Source organism: Coprococcus sp. AF38-1, from assembly GCF_003603945.1.
Lineage (GTDB): Bacteria > Bacillota > Clostridia > Lachnospirales > Lachnospiraceae > Coprococcus > Coprococcus aceti.
On the sequence record NZ_QVGO01000005.1, the window covers coordinates 182,763 to 198,505 of the forward strand.

19 protein-coding genes are annotated in these 15,743 nt (G+C 40.8%); 10 read left to right on the plus strand and 9 right to left on the minus strand.

The window, feature by feature from the left end:
- Position 1 precedes the first annotated feature (1 nt).
- From rpmA to DW025_RS08900, 7 genes are all read left to right on the plus strand, one after another.
- Positions 2-289, plus strand: coding sequence for a 50S ribosomal protein L27 (rpmA, locus tag DW025_RS08870; protein WP_004850948.1), 288 nt, complete (start codon positions 2-4; stop codon positions 287-289).
- A 193-nt stretch (positions 290-482) separates the two neighbouring features.
- Positions 483-1,778 (plus strand): GTPase ObgE, encoded by a 1,296-nt coding sequence (gene obgE / locus DW025_RS08875; RefSeq protein WP_055144437.1) that lies wholly within the window; start codon positions 483-485, stop codon positions 1,776-1,778.
- A 14-nt stretch (positions 1,779-1,792) separates the two neighbouring features.
- Complete coding sequence (gene yhbY, locus DW025_RS08880; protein ID WP_022216458.1) at positions 1,793-2,080, plus strand: ribosome assembly RNA-binding protein YhbY; 288 nt, start codon at positions 1,793-1,795, stop codon at positions 2,078-2,080.
- Positions 2,081-2,092: 12 nt separating this feature from the next.
- Positions 2,093-2,716, plus strand: a complete 624-nt coding sequence (gene nadD, locus DW025_RS08885) for a nicotinate (nicotinamide) nucleotide adenylyltransferase (RefSeq protein ID WP_119999601.1) — start codon at positions 2,093-2,095, stop codon at positions 2,714-2,716.
- Between the two features lie 69 nt (positions 2,717-2,785).
- Entirely contained in the window at positions 2,786-3,364 is a 579-nt protein-coding gene (yqeK, locus tag DW025_RS08890; protein WP_082418046.1) for a bis(5'-nucleosyl)-tetraphosphatase (symmetrical) YqeK, read from the plus strand.
- Position 3,365: 1 nt separating this feature from the next.
- Positions 3,366-3,716, plus strand: a complete 351-nt coding sequence (gene rsfS, locus DW025_RS08895; RefSeq protein ID WP_119999602.1) for a ribosome silencing factor — start codon at positions 3,366-3,368, stop codon at positions 3,714-3,716.
- A 63-nt stretch (positions 3,717-3,779) separates the two neighbouring features.
- Entirely contained in the window at positions 3,780-4,967 is a 1,188-nt protein-coding gene (locus DW025_RS08900) for an HD-GYP domain-containing protein (RefSeq protein WP_118757754.1), read from the plus strand.
- 294 nt (positions 4,968-5,261) lie between these two features.
- Here the strand turns inward: DW025_RS08900 and lexA are convergent, their stop codons facing one another.
- Complete coding sequence (lexA, locus tag DW025_RS08905) at positions 5,262-5,882, minus strand: transcriptional repressor LexA (RefSeq protein WP_022216463.1); 621 nt, start codon at positions 5,880-5,882, stop codon at positions 5,262-5,264.
- 312 nt (positions 5,883-6,194) lie between these two features.
- Between lexA and yneA the strand changes: the two genes are divergently transcribed.
- The 3 genes from yneA (at position 6,195) to DW025_RS08920 (ending at position 8,612) form a co-directional block, all read left to right on the plus strand.
- Positions 6,195-6,524: a cell division suppressor protein YneA gene (gene yneA, locus DW025_RS08910; RefSeq protein ID WP_015534940.1), complete on the plus strand. Its 330-nt coding sequence runs from the start codon at positions 6,195-6,197 to the stop codon at positions 6,522-6,524.
- 273 nt (positions 6,525-6,797) lie between these two features.
- Positions 6,798-7,862, plus strand: a complete 1,065-nt coding sequence (locus DW025_RS08915) for a tyrosine-type recombinase/integrase (protein ID WP_055144446.1) — start codon at positions 6,798-6,800, stop codon at positions 7,860-7,862.
- A 30-nt stretch (positions 7,863-7,892) separates the two neighbouring features.
- Positions 7,893-8,612 (plus strand): tRNA 2-thiocytidine biosynthesis TtcA family protein, encoded by a 720-nt coding sequence (locus DW025_RS08920; protein ID WP_117548961.1) that lies wholly within the window; start codon positions 7,893-7,895, stop codon positions 8,610-8,612.
- A 157-nt stretch (positions 8,613-8,769) separates the two neighbouring features.
- On the opposite strand, the gene DW025_RS08925 is transcribed toward DW025_RS08920, so the two are convergent.
- The 8 genes from DW025_RS08925 to DW025_RS14850 form a co-directional block, all read right to left on the minus strand.
- Positions 8,770-9,384: a cytidylate kinase-like family protein gene (locus DW025_RS08925; protein ID WP_022216466.1), complete on the minus strand. Its 615-nt coding sequence runs from the start codon at positions 9,382-9,384 to the stop codon at positions 8,770-8,772.
- Between the two features lie 183 nt (positions 9,385-9,567).
- On the minus strand, positions 9,568-10,491 hold the full coding sequence (locus DW025_RS08930; protein ID WP_119999604.1) for an RluA family pseudouridine synthase: 924 nt from the start codon (positions 10,489-10,491) through the stop codon (positions 9,568-9,570).
- Between the two features lie 3 nt (positions 10,492-10,494).
- A complete protein-coding gene (gene lspA / locus DW025_RS08935; protein WP_119999606.1) occupies positions 10,495-11,013 on the minus strand; it encodes a signal peptidase II in 519 nt (172 codons plus the stop codon).
- Positions 11,014-11,036: 23 nt separating this feature from the next.
- The gene (gene aroB / locus DW025_RS08940) at positions 11,037-12,122 is read right to left on the minus strand and encodes a 3-dehydroquinate synthase (RefSeq protein WP_119999608.1); all 1,086 of its coding nucleotides are present in this window, start codon (positions 12,120-12,122) and stop codon (positions 11,037-11,039) included.
- A 32-nt stretch (positions 12,123-12,154) separates the two neighbouring features.
- A complete protein-coding gene (locus tag DW025_RS08945) occupies positions 12,155-12,871 on the minus strand; it encodes a DivIVA domain-containing protein (RefSeq protein WP_119999610.1) in 717 nt (238 codons plus the stop codon).
- A gap of 25 nt (positions 12,872-12,896) precedes the next feature.
- Positions 12,897-13,550: a cell division protein SepF gene (locus DW025_RS08950; RefSeq protein ID WP_015534935.1), complete on the minus strand. Its 654-nt coding sequence runs from the start codon at positions 13,548-13,550 to the stop codon at positions 12,897-12,899.
- A gap of 12 nt (positions 13,551-13,562) precedes the next feature.
- The gene (locus DW025_RS08955; protein WP_119999612.1) at positions 13,563-14,258 is read right to left on the minus strand and encodes a YggS family pyridoxal phosphate-dependent enzyme; all 696 of its coding nucleotides are present in this window, start codon (positions 14,256-14,258) and stop codon (positions 13,563-13,565) included.
- Between the two features lie 22 nt (positions 14,259-14,280).
- Positions 14,281-15,687, minus strand: coding sequence for an HlyD family efflux transporter periplasmic adaptor subunit (locus DW025_RS14850; RefSeq protein ID WP_165854773.1), 1,407 nt, complete (start codon positions 15,685-15,687; stop codon positions 14,281-14,283).
- Positions 15,688-15,743: the final 56 nt, after the last annotated feature.

A 15,743-nucleotide genomic window follows, 5' to 3' on the forward strand; every position in this document is an offset into this window, starting at 1 on the left:
CATGATGAAGATGGAACTTCAGTTTTTCGCTCATAAGAAAGGTGTAGGTTCTACAAAGAACGGCAGAGACTCAGAGTCCAAGAGACTTGGCGCTAAGAGAGCTGACGGTCAGTTCGTAAAGGCTGGTAACATCCTTTACAGACAGCGTGGAACAAAGATTCATCCAGGTCTTAACGTTGGTATCGGCGGAGATGACACACTGTTCGCTACAGCTGATGGTATCGTTAGATTTGAGAGAAAGGGTAGAGACAAGAAGCAGGTTTCTATCTATCCAGTAGTTAACGAGTAATATTGGATATATATAAGTAATACTATCAAGAGACTGGAGTAATTTTTATTATTCCAGTCTTTTTTTACAGACAAAAGTGCAGATATGGGGTATACTATGAAATAGTGTGCAGATGTATCTGCAGAACTTGACACAGGTAGTTTAGACATTGAATATTCGGTATAGAATATCTGACATAGAAAGGCGGTATATTATGTTTGCCGATAGAGCCAGAATATATGTGAGATCAGGCAAGGGCGGTGACGGACATGTATCCTTCAGAAGAGAGAAATATGTTCCAAACGGCGGTCCTGACGGCGGTGACGGAGGTAATGGCGGTGACGTTATCTTTGTTGTCGACGAGGGAATGAACACGCTCACTAACTATAGACATGTGACAAAATACAAAGCCGGAGACGGTGAAGAGGGCGGCAAGAAGAACTGCCATGGCAGCAATGGTGCCGATATCGTGCTCAAGGTTCCACCTGGAACTGTTGTCAAAGATTCAGAGACAGGTAAGGTTATTCTCGATATGGCATACAAGAAGGAACCTGTTGTTTTCCTTAAAGGAGGCCGTGGTGGCCGTGGCAACAGAACATATGTAACTTCGACCATGCAGGCGCCAAAGTATGCACAGCCTGGTCAGCCAGCCAAGGAGCTTACAGTAGATCTTGAACTCAAGTGTATAGCTGACGTAGGACTTGTCGGATACCCAAGTGTAGGTAAATCAACCTTCCTTGCAAGAGTTACGAATGCCCGTCCTAAGATCGCGGCATATCATTTTACCACTTTAGTTCCGAACCTGGGTGTGGTGGATCTCGGGGATAAGAACGGCTTCGTGATCGCAGACATTCCAGGCATAATTGAAGGTGCGTCAGAAGGAACAGGTCTTGGACTTCAGTTCTTAAGACATATAGAGCGTACAAAGGTTATAATCCACATCGTGGATGCAGCCTCGGTGGATGGAAGAGATCCGATCAATGATATCCACGTAATCAATGAAGAGCTCAAGAAGTACAATAAAGACATCGAGAACCGTCCACAGGTTATAGCAGCCAACAAGGTCGATCTTCTGGATGATATGGGCTATGAGACTGTCATAGAGATGCTTAAGGAGGAATTCCCGGAGGATGAAGGATATAAGATATTCCCTATATCTGCAGTATCAGGAAAGGGTATCAATGAACTTCTCTGGTATGTCAATGACCTTGTAAAGCAGTCTCCAAGGGAGATCATCGAATTTGAACCTGAGATAGATCTGTCCATGCAGGATGATCCTGAGCTTCCATTTGAAGTCAGAAAGTCAGACGAGGAGGAGGGTGTATATATCGTCGAGGGTCCACGAATCGAGAAGATGCTCGGATATACGAACCTTGAATCTGAGAAGGGCTTTGATTTCTTCCAGAAGTTCCTCAGAGACAATGGAATACTTGCACAGCTTGAGGAGCTTGGCTGTGTAGACGGAGATACTGTAAGAATGTATTTCCTTGAATTTGATTATTATAAGTAAAGGAATAAACACGTATGAATAGCAAACAGAGAGCATATTTAAAGGGGCTGGCACAGACCATCCAGCCTATACTCAACATAGGCAAATCATCACTCACACCTGAGTTCACAGAATCTGTTGCAGAGGCTCTTGAGGCGAGAGAACTAATCAAGATCTCTGTTCTCAAGAACTGTCTTGACGATCCTCGTGAGATAGCAGCTATGCTCGGTGAGAGAACACACTCACAGGTAGTTCAGGTGATCGGCAGAAAGATCGTTCTGTACAAGGAGTCAAAGGAACATAAGAAGATCGAACTTCCATAGGGGGAATAAGCCATGCTGGCACAAAAAGCAGGACATGTAGGTATACTCGGCGGAACATTCAATCCTATACACTATGGACATATAGAGCTTGGCGTACAGGCACTGGAACAGTTTAGACTGGATAAAGTGCTTGTGATGCCCAACAATAAGCCTGGTTATAAAGATATTTCCAACGAAGTTACAACAGATCACCGGGTCAACATGATAAAACTTGCCATAGATGGCATAAAAGGGTTGGAGTATTCTGATTTTGAGCTCAGACGTCCCGGGATTACATACACCTCAGATACGCTTGAGGCCCTTCATGAGTTATATCCTGACGTTCACTGGTATTTTATCATGGGCGGGGATTCCATTATGTATTTTGACCACTGGCACAGACCTGACATCATATCAAGGCATGCAACGCTGCTTGTCACAACAAGAAGTGGAGCTCCTGAGGATATGATCAACAACAAGATAGCAAGCCTGCACAGCCTGTTTCCGGCTTCTGATATCCGCCGGGAGTACATCCACCAGCACGATATATCCTCAAGTGATATAAGAGCTGCTGTGCGGTCAGGAGAAGATATCAGGGATATGGTTCCCGACAGCGTGATAACATATATCAAGGACAATGGTCTATATCACGTTTGATCTGGCAGGTATAACAACATATATTGAATATTACTTATACTTGAACATTTGCAACAGATAGGAGATAAGATGAACAGATTTGAGATGCGTGAGCGCCTTGAAAACAAGCTCACAAAGAAAAGATTTGAACATTCACTTGGTGTGGAATATGTATCAGGCTGCCTGGCCATGGTTCACGGAGCAGATGTTAACAAAGCTTTGACTGCCGGACTTCTACATGACTGCGCCAAATGTCTGCCTGCAGACGAGAAGATAGCAAGATGCAAAAAACACGGACTTCCAATAAGCCAGGTCGAATTTGCTAACCCTGAGCTTTTACACGCAAAGCTGGGAGCATATTACGCAAGAGAAAAATACGGAGTTGACGATGAGGACATCCGATCGGCTATAGAATTCCATACAACTGGAAGACCGGCTATGTCGCTTCTGGAAAAGATTGTTTTTGTGGCTGACTATATAGAGCCGAACCGTAAGCCTTTGCCGGAGATAGATGAAATAAGAAATGAGGCATTCTCCGATATTGACGCTTCGGTGGCCCACATATTAAAGAATACTTTAACTTATCTGGACAGTGGCAGCTGTGGAGACACGGACGAAATGTCTGTCCGGACATATAAATATTATACATCATTGAACAGCGAGGACTAATATGGCAGATTCCAGAGAGATGCTCAAGATAGCATGTGCTGCTCTTGAGGATAAAAAAGCATTTGACATTAAGATCATAGACATAAGCAGAATTTCAACCTTATGTGATTATATAGTGATAGCTGACGGAACAAATAAAAAACAGGTTCAGGCACTCAGCGATAATGTTGAGGACAGTATGCACGAAGCTGGATATTCCCACAAGGGAGTGGAGGGATATTCTGAAGGTGGATGGATTTTGCTGGATTATTATGATATAATAATCCATATATTTTCTGAAGAATCAAGAAGATTCTATAATATCGAAAAGATATGGAGCGACGGAGACCAGATATCTCCGGACAGTTTATAAAACGTGAGATCACAGGGGTTTTAAGACGCTTGCTGGATGCAAGTGAGATTTGGGGATTAAAGCATGGAGAGTAACAGACTTTTAAGTGATAATTATATAAAGATCAATCATATAGCCTCAAAATGTATGAGGCTTTTCGTGATATTGATACTTCTATATTGGGTATTTACATATATCGGGGGACAGTGCAATATTGTGATCCTGTGTTCATGCATGAGCGTGTGCTGTATTCTGACCCTTATACCTACGATTTTTATTGATCTACTTAAGAACAATGAGGGCAAATGTATAAAATATGTGGTAATTGCATTGGCTGTACTCATATGCTCCATACTCAATACAACTTTATCGTACACAGCTATGATCGTCTGGATATTTCCTATGCTTGTAGCTTCCCTTTATTATAACAAGACAATGGTTCTCTATACTGCGCTTTTATCTACAGTCGGTGTATTCGCTGCAGATATAGTCAATTACAGATTATGTGATCTTGTTATTCCACCCGCACATGATGATTTTGCTGACAATATGATACTGGTCATAGCGCCATGTGTTATAGCCATTTTTATCATGTCATTTGTATCATATTTCATAGTATCAAGAAACTCAACAATGCTCAATAATGTTATAGACCATGCTGAAGAGGTCAAGACTAATCAGAAGGAACTCATATATGCGTTTGCCGAGCTCTCAGAGAGCAAGTCAAAATCAACAGGTGAGCACATCAAGAGAGTTGCAAAATACATGGAGGTTCTTGGAAAGGCATCCGGTTTTGATGACGATTATGTTGACATGCTTTCAACCGCAGCCATGATGCACGATATCGGCAAACTGATGATCAGCGAAGAAATACTCAACAAACCTTCCCGTCTTACAGATGAGGAGTTCGCCATTATGAAGAGTCATGTATTATATGGCGACGCACTTCTCTCAAAATGTCCGGGACAGATCCTTCAGATTGCAAGAACGATCGCCAAGGAACATCATGAGAAGTGGGATGGCTCTGGATATCTGCATATGAAGGGAGAAGAGATCGCATATATCAGCAGGCTTATGGCTGTATGTGATGTATTCGATGCCCTTACATCAGCAAGATACTACAAGAAAGGCTGGTCTATGGAGGAGGCTTATACCGAGATAGTAAGCCAGAGTGGTAAACAGTTTGATCCAAAGGTGGTATTATTATTCCAGGCTCATTTCAAGGAATTCAAACAGATAGCAGAACAGAATGCTGATAAGCACATATACTAAAATGTGATTACTTAAAAATAGACTAAATATACATTAAGCTAATAGACTAAAAAACTGTTTTTTATGGTTTTTTAGTCTATTTTTTTGGATTTAGGCTTGAAATAAGCTAATTAATTGGTATAATGTAATTAACAAATTGATATAAATTAACTATTTTGAAGTTAATTTACTTTTAATAAGCCCCCTCTTAAAAAATATGACATAAATTGATCCCCAGGTCATATACGTAAATGTTGCTGACGTATGTTGACCTGGGGATCTCTTTCTTAATGGATTTATTATATTATATTGTAATTACATCTGCCTGAATAATCCGATAACCTTTCCGAGTATATCACAGTGGTCTACGATAATTGGATCCATATAATCATTCTCCGGCTGAAGTCTTATATGACCATTCTCCTTAAAATATCTCTTTACTGTAGCCCCGTCATCGATAAGTGCAACCACAATATCACGATTGGAAGCAGAAGAGCATTGTTCAACAATAAGGAGATCACCATCGTTGATTCCGATGTTGATCATACTTTCGCCCTTAACGCGAAGCATGAATGTCTGATTATTGGTGTTATGTAAATATTCCGGTGGAATAGGAAAATAATCCATAATATTCTGTGTGGCAAGGATAGGAAGTCCAGCTGCAACCTGTCCAACAACAGGTATATTAATAACCTCACGCCTTGACAATGCAAAATCATCATCTATTATCTCTATAGCCCTTGGTTTTGTTGGATCACGCCTTATATATCCGTTCTCCTCAAGAGATGCGAGATGAGCATGTACTGATGATGTAGACTTGAGTCCAACAGCCTTGCAGATCTCTCTTACTGAAGGTGGATAACCCTTCTTAAGCTGTTCTTCCTTGATATATTCCAAAATCTCTGTCTGTTTATCAGATATCTTTCCTTTTCCCATGTATATTGAACCTCCACAAATAAATTCTATTTAACATAATCTGTTATATACAAAATATGATAGCACATATGTTCTGATATTGCAAACGAATGTTCTGTTATAATTTTGCTTTGTTTTGAATATTCTTGACCGGATCTATTCTTTCGTGGGAATAAAAATGGACACCTGATAGTGCATAATATAGGAGTATTAAGGATTCAGAGTTACAATACGAACTGCAGTCGTACAAGTGTTCGAAAATCACTTGACAACAAAACATCTGTTCGGTATAATACGAACATAGTAACAAACATACGTTCAGGAGGGATAGAGATGAATAGATTATTTAATTTCATTAGCAATAAAAAGGTGACAATAATTGTAGCCATAATCATAGCAGCAGTATTATATGTTTCGATCACACACATGGATGCATCCGAAGCTGATGCCACCAATGCCAGCACCAAGTATTACACATGTATATCCGTTGAGTCTGGCGATTCACTTTGGGATATAGCTCAGAAGTATATGACTGATGAATATACATCAACCCAGGATTATATCGATGAAGTTGTCTCGATCAACAATCTGAACAACGATTCATCGATAGTAGCCGGAACAAACCTGGTAATACCATATTATGAAGTGACTGATCTCAATTAAACAAGGAATTATATGTTCTTGATCAACGCATATAGATTCTATTAAATGATAGATTCTATATGCGTTTTCTGTTTAGATTTTTGCTTAGAGAGTCGTAAGAATCAGTGAAAGCAGTGCAGTTGGAATGTATTTTGGTCTATATGTTTCTATTCGCTAAACTCAGGTTTTACGAAAAAATATAGCATATTTTATTACATTATGCTATAATCCATTTAGTCATATACATGAATATGCCCACAAATTAACATATATCAGGAGGTTTCAAATATAACGATGCCAGCCAAGCCATACAACAAACAGGTCGATGAGAATAATATATTATTGCTCAGAGATATTCTTTCCGAGTTACCACAATACGCAACGATCGCTTTTCGTGGAATTGAGAATACTACATCCACAAGAACACGCCTTGGTTACGCCAGGGATATAAAAACATTCTACGAGTATTTATGTGAAAATAACCCATTCTTTCGTGATAAAACTCCACTCGATATTACTACTGAGGATCTCAGCAGACTTGAGGCCGAGGACATCGAGGAGTTCCTGCATGCCATGAAGCTTTACACTAAAAACGGACGTACATACACCAACGGTGAGCAGGCGTTAAAACGCAAATTATCTGCACTCCGGGTATTTTTTGCATACCTGTATAAAAACGACCGTATAAGCTCAAACGCTGCAGAAAAGGTCGACATGCCAAAGATACACGATAAGAAAATTATACGAATGGAGCCAAACGAAGTTGCAGATTTTCTTGATAATGTTGAGTATGGCAGCGGCCTGACTGAACGCCAGAAAAAATATCATGAGAAAAATAAAGTCCGTGACCTGGCGCTTTTATCACTTATGCTCAGCACCGGCATGCGTGTATCCGAATGCGTTGGAATTGATATACGTGACGTTGATTTCGATAATATGCGGATTAAGATCGTTCGAAAAGGTGGCAAGGAGGCATACGTATACTTCAGTGATGAGGCAAGTGAAGCTTTGCTTGAATATCTTGATGAAAGGAAAAAACTGATACCGGAAAAAGGCCATGAGGATGCGTTATTTCTGTCCGGTCAATTAAAAAGAATATCTGTCAGATCAGTTGAGAATATTGTAAAAAAATACTCTCTTACCTCCGTTCCTTTAAAGCATATAACACCTCACAAACTCAGGAGTACGTTTGGCACTGAACTTTATAGGGCTACAGACGACATATACCTGGTGGCGGACGTATTAGGCCACTCGGATGTAAATACAACAAGAAAACACTACGCTGATATGGATGAGGACAGAAAACGTCGTTTCAGAAACGAAGTACAGCTTCGTGAAAAACGCACAATTAAACCATAATAATATTATGTTAACTTAAGGAGTATTTTTATGAAATCACAAAAGCTTTTATCATATACAAGACGAGCTATAACTGATTACGATATGATCAGTCCCGGTGACAAGATAGCCATAGGAATATCCGGAGGCAAAGACAGTCTGACACTTTTATATGCAATGTCCAAACTGAAAAAGTTTTATCCCATACCATTTGAAATTGAAGCTATAACCGTAGATCTTGGATTTAAGGATTTTGACACGTCCAGACTTAAGGAATATTGCGAGTCACTTGGAGTCAATTATACGGTTTGCAAAACTCATATAGGCGAGATCGTTTTCGATTACAGGAAGGAACCTAATCCATGTTCACTCTGCAGTCGTATGCGTAAAGGAGCCTTCAATGATTGTGCTGCAGAACTTGGCTGCAACAAGATCGCATATGCCCATCACAAGGATGACGTTATAGACAGCTTCCTGATGTCCATGCTGTATGAGGGACGCATTCACACCTTCTCTCCTGTCACTCATCTGGAGAAATCAGGTGTCACACTCATAAGACCTCTTATATACGCCCTGGAAGGCGAAATAAGAGCATTTGCACGCGCCAACGATCTTCCAGTCTGCAAGAACCCTTGTCCCGCTGACGGCGTCACAAAGCGTCAGGAAAGCAAAGACATTATAGACGAACTCAAAGTACGCGTGCCTGATGTAAAAGATCGTATATTTTCCTCCATCGAGGGTGCCGGAATAGACGGATGGTCAAGGCACTGATTAATAGCTTATGGATATAAAAAATAAATCCAATCACAAAACAAAAATGACAGTAAGCGTTTAACAAACAACCTACTGTCATTTTTTATATACAAGATTTTATAATAACATTATTATGATGATATATTACAATTTTCAATAATAATCATGACTGAGATCAATAATTGTTTACAATGTCATATAACAGATCTATCGTCTTATCTATGCCGTACTTCGAAGTATTGATACATATGTCGTATCCCTTCATCTCGCCCCATCTCTTGGATGTATAATAGTTGTAATATGAAGCTCTTGCCTTGTCTTCCTTCTTGATCATATCCTTGGCCTTCGATTCACTTATGTTGTACTTCTTGGCGATTCTGGCTGTTCTGTCATCCATGTCTGCATACAGGAATATATTCACCACGTTGTCCAGATCCCTGAGTGCGTAATCAGCACATCTGCCGACAAATACACATGAACCATCTTTCTCTGCAAGATTCTTGATGGTGTCAAATGCCGCAAGGAAAACTTTGTGGTTGAGAGGAAGCTCTGTTGAATTGCCAAATCCCAGTGAATATGGATCCATCACCAGTGAGTAAAGAAAGCTATTCGTAGGCTTTTCGTCAAAGCTGTCAAAAATCTCTTCACATATTCCACTGTTCTTTGCTGCCTCTTTAAGTAACTCCTTGTCGTAAAATGGTATGTTCATCTTTTCTGCAAGAGCTTCTCCGATTTGCTTGCCTCCACTTCCGAACTGTCTACCTATAGTAATAATCTTCTTCTCTGCCATAGTAACCACTCCCATCTTCTCGTATTCTCCATGTAAGAAATATCAAAATATATTACTTATGTACAAAATACTTAAATTCCTATATGGGTTATTATAACATTTATACAATAAACTGTAAATAAAAAAGTATAGACAATTGCACGTAATATGTGACAATTGTCTATACTCGTTTGTTACATTATATTAATTTAACAGTTTTAGCTTCTTTATAAGATCTTCAAAATATTCCGGCAGATCAGCCTTGAACTCAACGTATTCCCCGGTTGAGGGATGTTCAAAACCGAGAATACCAGCATGCAGCGTCTGTCCCTGCAGCTTAAACGGACATTTCTTCGGTCCATAAACTTCATCCCCAAGTATGGGATGTCCAATGGATGCCATATGAACTCGGATCTGATGTGTCCTGCCGGTCTCAAGCTGACACTCAATAAAGGTATACTTTCCTCCAAAACGCTCCAGAACCCTGTAATGTGTGACGGCATGTCTGCCATTTCTGGTATTGATCGCCATCTTCTTCCGATCCTTAGGACTTCTTCCGATCGGCGCATCCACAGTACCATCATCCTGTGCGATATTTCCATGGACTATGGCATAATACTTTCTGGTTATACTATGCTCGTGAAGCTGCTCAGACAGTGATCTATGGGCATTATCGTTCTTACACACCACAAGTACACCTGTTGTATCCATATCTATCCTGTGAACGATTCCCGGCCTGAATTCTCCATTTATACCGGAAAGGGAATCCTTAAAATGGTACATCAGTCCGTTGACCAGAGTCCCACTGTAGTGCCCCGGTGCCGGATGGACCACCATTCCCTTTGGTTTATTCACAAGTATCACGTCATCATTCTCATATATGATGTCGAGCGGTATATTCTCAGGCTCAATGTCAATGCTGACCGGATCCGGCACTGATATATCAAAAATATCTCCGGTACGTACACTGTAGCTCGGCTTTGAAGCCTTACCGTTGACCTGAATATATCCGTCATCAAATAACTTCTTTATGAAAGATCTCGAATAATCGCTGAAATACCCGCTGAGAACCTTGTCTATTCTTTTCCCTGCCCAGTCGCCGCTGGCTTCGATGTTATATTCTTCCATATACTATTCCTGTCCATCTGTCTGTTTTGGGTGTATGATCTCCGAGAGCTCATCATCCTTATACTTGAACAGCACCAGAATAACTATAACAATAAAACTGCATGTGACAAATATATCTGCGACATTGAATACCGGGAAGTTAATAAGGCAGAAGTCAAACATGTCAACCACATATCCACGGGCAACTCTGTCGATCATATTGCCGACAGCTCCCGATATGAGAAATACCAGTGATATCCTGAGCGGTGTATATTTCTTTTCCTGATTGCCTGCAAGCCTGATGTATACATATATAGCCGCAAGCAGGATAACAAATGTTATCGCAAGCAGGAAAACGATCTTACCTGAGAAACTTCCCCAGGCCGCACCTCTGTTCTGAACATAGTTGAGCTGGAAAACTCCGTCAATTATTTTCCTTGTCTGTCCAACCTGAAAGTTGGTGGATATGAGATGTTTCACCAGTTGATCTAAAGCTGTAAGAATAATAATGGCAAGTATAGCCATCGGTATTCTCTTTTTCATAATATCCGTTCCTCCTTTGAACATCAATGCCACTCAAATGCCTTTTTCATATCATCAGGAACGACATCGGTATTGATATATGCATCGCCAATAGTGTAAAGAAGAATAAATTTGATCTTGCCCCCAACCATCTTCTTATCGTTCTTAGTGTACTCTATGACAGCATCTGCATCGACAGGGTAGTCCTCAAGAGTAGGGAAACCAAACATATCAAATGCGTGTATGATCTTATGAAGCTCGTCCTCTGTGATGTCACCCCTGTTGTATGAGATAACAGACGCAAGGCAGCATCCGATGCCGACACATGCCCCATGACTCAGCTTAAGGTCGAGGTATCTCTCTATGGCATGTCCAAGAGTATGTCCAAAATTGAGCAGAGCTCTGTCGCCCTTCTCAGTAGGATCGTTTTCCACAACAACTCTCTTGATGTTGCAGCTCACCCTTATCATCTCCATCAGGACATCCTTATCCCTTGCAAGTATTCTGTCGTGATTTTCTATAAGCCAGTCAAAATATGCAGAATCCTTTATGAGTCCATGTTTTATGATCTCACCCATTCCCGAAATAAACTGCTCATCGGATAACGTGGTGAGTGTTGACACATTGATATACACAAGCTTTGGCATGTGAAAGGCTCCAACCATGTTCTTATATGAATCAAAGTCAACGCCTGTCTTTCCACCAATACTGCTGTCCACCTGTGCCAGAAGACTTGTAGGTATCTGTACAAAGTCTATGCCTCTGAGATACGTTGCAGCAGTAAATCCGGTTATATCGCCCGTCACGCCGCCTCCAAGAGCCACCAGAAGATCTTTTCTGTCAAACTTTGCAAGAATAAGCTTCTCGTAGATCATCTTTACTGTATCAAGATTCTTCTGAGACTCACCGGCCTCAAATATAATAGATATCAATTCTTTGCATTTTCCATCAAGCTGATTCCTGATCTCATCGAGATAAAGAGGCGCAACATTACTCTCTGTAACGATACATACCCTTCTATCAGCAATTCCCTGTCCGGCTAAAAGCTCAGGCAGGGAATTAAAATCGTTTGCAAAGAAAATGTCATAGATTGGTTCATCATTCAGATGAACTGTGAGTGCATTACACATATAAACATTCTCCATTAGTATAAAATATATTGTTAGTTTCCAAATGGATTAACAAATGACTTACCGCCAAGATTCTTTGTGTATACAGACGAATCACTTGTAACACTTCCGCCACCGGCGCCGCCAAGTGTTGAATCACCCATGGCTGAGCCGCCTCCTGATCCGAGAGTTGATTCCTCGCGGCCCTGTGGATCGCCGTCATAGGAGTTCATAAACGAATTCATGGCTGCGCTCTGTGTCGACTGTGAATAAGAAGCATTTGAACTGCCCTCGCTTAATACATCTTCGAAATTAAGTCCCATCTCCTCATTGATAGGATTCTGGGCAAGGTAATTCATATGGGCTTCCATCAGAGCCTTGAATGCACATACATAGTCCTTGTACTGCTGTTTTATTCCATCAATACTTCCCTCTATGCGCTCAAGCTCCTCCCTGGCCTCCTGCACTATATTATTAGCCTTGATCTTGGCATCATTCTCTATCAGTCTCGCCTTATCAGTGGCGTTCTTTGTAGACTCCTCAGCATTCTTCTCTGCTAGCATGAGAGATTTCTGAAGCTTTGACTCGGTTGTTCTGTAATGTACTAAACTGTCAGTCAGAGTCTTTACCTGATTGGTAAGATCTGCATTGGACTTATACAGTTCTGTGTAGCTGAGCACAACTATATCAAAAAATGCATCTACATCTTTTCGCGCATATCCCATTCCATGCGTGAACTTCTTCTGTTGTAAATCAACTGGTGTAAGCATATGTAATCCCCCGTAAAAACATATATTAGTAAGTTGCCTTACTTGAAAGAGTTTCCCCCTGAAGAGATCCTCCAGCCAATTCCTCCCTTAAATCACCAGATACGTAGGTTCCATTAGGTGTGGCAAGGAATATGTTGCCCGAAATAGCCTGAAACAGGCCATCCACAGCATAACTTGCTCCTCCAATGAAATCCGCTATTCTCTGTGCAGTTGGAAGATCAAGATCCTCCATGTTTATTACGATTATCTGTCCTCGATTGAGATGATCGATTATCATCTGCGCATCGTCAAACTCGTCCGGCTTGATAACAAATACTTCACTGTCATCCATTGCTCTGGATCTGCTGTTGATCGATACGAGCTTTCCATTACCTGCTCCTGACTGCTGACCATGAGAAGATCTTGCAGCTTTTGATCTGGCCGATCCATTGTCAGATGATGCAGAACCTTTGTACTTATTAAAGGACTTGAGCGGTGAAGCCTTCACTCTGGACTCTGTCTGAGGCGCATCGTAATCATCCTCATCATCGTACTCATCATCTAAGCGATCGTCCATATCGTCTTCATCTTCATAGTCATCTTCATCTTCATCAAACAAATCATCATCAAAGTCATCGTCGCTTGAATCACTTAATTTGAAATAATCAAGAAAACTTTTCTTTGTATTTCCCTTTGCCATGATTGTTCTCCTTTAAATATTATAATTTCTGGCACCGAATATTCCTGTGCCAACTCTAACCAACGTTGCACCTTCTTCAACTGCAACTTCATAGTCGTTTGTCATACCCATCGACAAGACGCTCATATCGATATTATCAATGCTTTTAGATTGTATGTCAAGTGATAAATCTTTCAATTTGCGGAAATAGACCCTGTTGACCTCGGGATCATCCACAAATGGAGCGATAGTCATAAGACCCTTAACCCTGATATGAGGGAAATCTTTTATCTCCTGGATAAGCGGAAGTACCTCGTCGCATGACAGTCCAAATTTTGTTTCTTCCTGTGCAACATTTACCTCAATGAGAATATTGACTGTGACATCATGCTTTGCAGCCTCCTTCTCAATGGTTTTGGCAAGATTTAACGAATCAACTGAGTGTATCATACACACCTTATCTACAATGTATTTTACCTTGTTCGTCTGCAGGTGACCTATCATATGCCAGTTTACAGGTCTTGAGACATTCTCGTATTTGTCAACAAGCTCCTGAACCTTATTCTCACCAAAATCAACGACATCCGTATCACTGAGCAATTCCTCTATATCTGACAAAGGCTTTGTCTTGCTAACGGCGATCAGAGTAACATCCTCCGGTGATCTGCCGGTCTTTTCACATGCCCTGACTATGTTCTCTTTTACTTTTTCGTAATTTTCTTTAAGCATATTATCATCTCCTGTGTCTGTACTATTGATATATAAGCTCTCCCTCTTTCATGGAATGTCCATCCAGTAATATTCTGTCATATCTGGATATTCCATATGAAAGATCCGGCTTGATGATCGAGTAATCATCGCCCGATACGATAACCTCTATTCTTCTGAATTCCGCAGTTCCTCTTGATACACACAGAACACCATCCATCGTATACTTGGCGGCTGTGGCAACGGAAAATGTATCCTTGGAATTATTCTTCTGCAGTACCGCATCTGAATCTATACTTGACGGATCAACATAACAGAATCTCTTGTCGGTAAAATATATTATCGGTGATATCTGTTTTATTGAAGTGCTTCCCGAATTGCCATATGTTACCTGATTAAAATGAGTCAGATCTGAATCACCACTGCCTCCTGTCAGGTAATCCACAGGTATCATATATACATCCTTTGTTATTACGGATGAAGCCGGTATCTTCAGACCGCTGGATTCCTCAAACATGAAGTTGATGTCCAGAAATCTTTCATTTACATACTGCGCGATATATTTGTTGAATGATACCACTATATAATAATGACCATCTTTTTCGATCTTATCGTATGTCGATCTGATCCTTCTGCTCGAATTATTGATGGTAAATGAAGCGTATTCATTCTGTGTAACCTTATCAAATTCATCCTTGCTGAGCGATATGGCAATATTCCATTCCTCATCGTTGATAAGCTTACATACAGCGCTGCCCGCAGAAACCTGGCCATCTAACTTGAGTGACTGTTTTGTATACACAGTTTTATCAAAAAGCTCAGGTGTAAGATTCTTCACATCGACGCTCTCATATCCATCCTGATAGTATGTGACAAGTCCACTGAATGGTGCCTTCTGGGCATCAAGTGAAAATGATGAAGAACCATTGCTGACCTGCTCAAGAGCAAGCTCCTCATAGAGCTCTAAAAGCTTGTTGTCGATGCTTGTCTTGAAATTATATACATTACCAAAATTGGATGCCGAAAATCCATTTTTGAACATCTTTATCTGATTGTTCAGACTTGTGTAATCTGCGCTCGTGAGAAGTGCTGAACCATTCTCCTGCATGTCGCTCATTGCTGCCTGCATGGAGCCCGAGCTGTCAATGGCATATATATTTGCACTCTTGGATACCTTCTCGCCATCTCTTATATAGTAGCATGGTGTTCCCGTCGCCGAGGCGGTTATGACAGTCTCACTTCTTACCGCAAGCCCTGTAGCCGTGAAATCAGTATCGTACGTACTCTGCTCAACCGTGAATATTATCGGATCAGAATCATTAACATACGCAACGACCCTGATGAGTATATATATGAATACGAATGCAAAAAGGAATGTTCCAAAGCCCGGCATTTTGAGCTTTGGAAGTTCGATCTTTGTCTTTTGTTTTTTTCGTTTTATTGTCGCCATAATATGTCTCCCGTAATTTACTCTGGCACAGAAAATGGCTGGCAACATACATATGC

Coding starts and splice junctions, on each gene's coding strand:
- yhbY (WP_022216458.1), top strand. CDS start 1,793: ATGAATAGCAAACAGAGAGCATATTTAAAGGGGCTGGCACAGACCATC.
- DW025_RS14850 (WP_165854773.1), bottom strand. CDS start 15,687: ATGGCGACAATAAAACGAAAAAAACAAAAGACAAAGATCGAACTTCCA.
- DW025_RS08950 (WP_015534935.1), bottom strand. CDS start 13,550: ATGGCAAAGGGAAATACAAAGAAAAGTTTTCTTGATTATTTCAAATTA.
- obgE (WP_055144437.1), top strand. CDS start 483: ATGTTTGCCGATAGAGCCAGAATATATGTGAGATCAGGCAAGGGCGGT.
- lexA (WP_022216463.1), bottom strand. CDS start 5,882: ATGGGAAAAGGAAAGATATCTGATAAACAGACAGAGATTTTGGAATAT.
- DW025_RS08955 (WP_119999612.1), bottom strand. CDS start 14,258: ATGCTTAAAGAAAATTACGAAAAAGTAAAAGAGAACATAGTCAGGGCA.
- DW025_RS08915 (WP_055144446.1), top strand. CDS start 6,798: ATGCCAGCCAAGCCATACAACAAACAGGTCGATGAGAATAATATATTA.
- rpmA (WP_004850948.1), top strand. CDS start 2: ATGATGAAGATGGAACTTCAGTTTTTCGCTCATAAGAAAGGTGTAGGT.
- yneA (WP_015534940.1), top strand. CDS start 6,195: ATGAATAGATTATTTAATTTCATTAGCAATAAAAAGGTGACAATAATT.
- aroB (WP_119999608.1), bottom strand. CDS start 12,122: ATGTGTAATGCACTCACAGTTCATCTGAATGATGAACCAATCTATGAC.
- DW025_RS08930 (WP_119999604.1), bottom strand. CDS start 10,491: ATGGAAGAATATAACATCGAAGCCAGCGGCGACTGGGCAGGGAAAAGA.
- lspA (WP_119999606.1), bottom strand. CDS start 11,013: ATGAAAAAGAGAATACCGATGGCTATACTTGCCATTATTATTCTTACA.
- nadD (WP_119999601.1), top strand. CDS start 2,093: ATGCTGGCACAAAAAGCAGGACATGTAGGTATACTCGGCGGAACATTC.
- yqeK (WP_082418046.1), top strand. CDS start 2,786: ATGAACAGATTTGAGATGCGTGAGCGCCTTGAAAACAAGCTCACAAAG.
- DW025_RS08900 (WP_118757754.1), top strand. CDS start 3,780: ATGGAGAGTAACAGACTTTTAAGTGATAATTATATAAAGATCAATCAT.
- rsfS (WP_119999602.1), top strand. CDS start 3,366: ATGGCAGATTCCAGAGAGATGCTCAAGATAGCATGTGCTGCTCTTGAG.
- DW025_RS08925 (WP_022216466.1), bottom strand. CDS start 9,384: ATGGCAGAGAAGAAGATTATTACTATAGGTAGACAGTTCGGAAGTGGA.
- DW025_RS08945 (WP_119999610.1), bottom strand. CDS start 12,871: ATGCTTACACCAGTTGATTTACAACAGAAGAAGTTCACGCATGGAATG.
- DW025_RS08920 (WP_117548961.1), top strand. CDS start 7,893: ATGAAATCACAAAAGCTTTTATCATATACAAGACGAGCTATAACTGAT.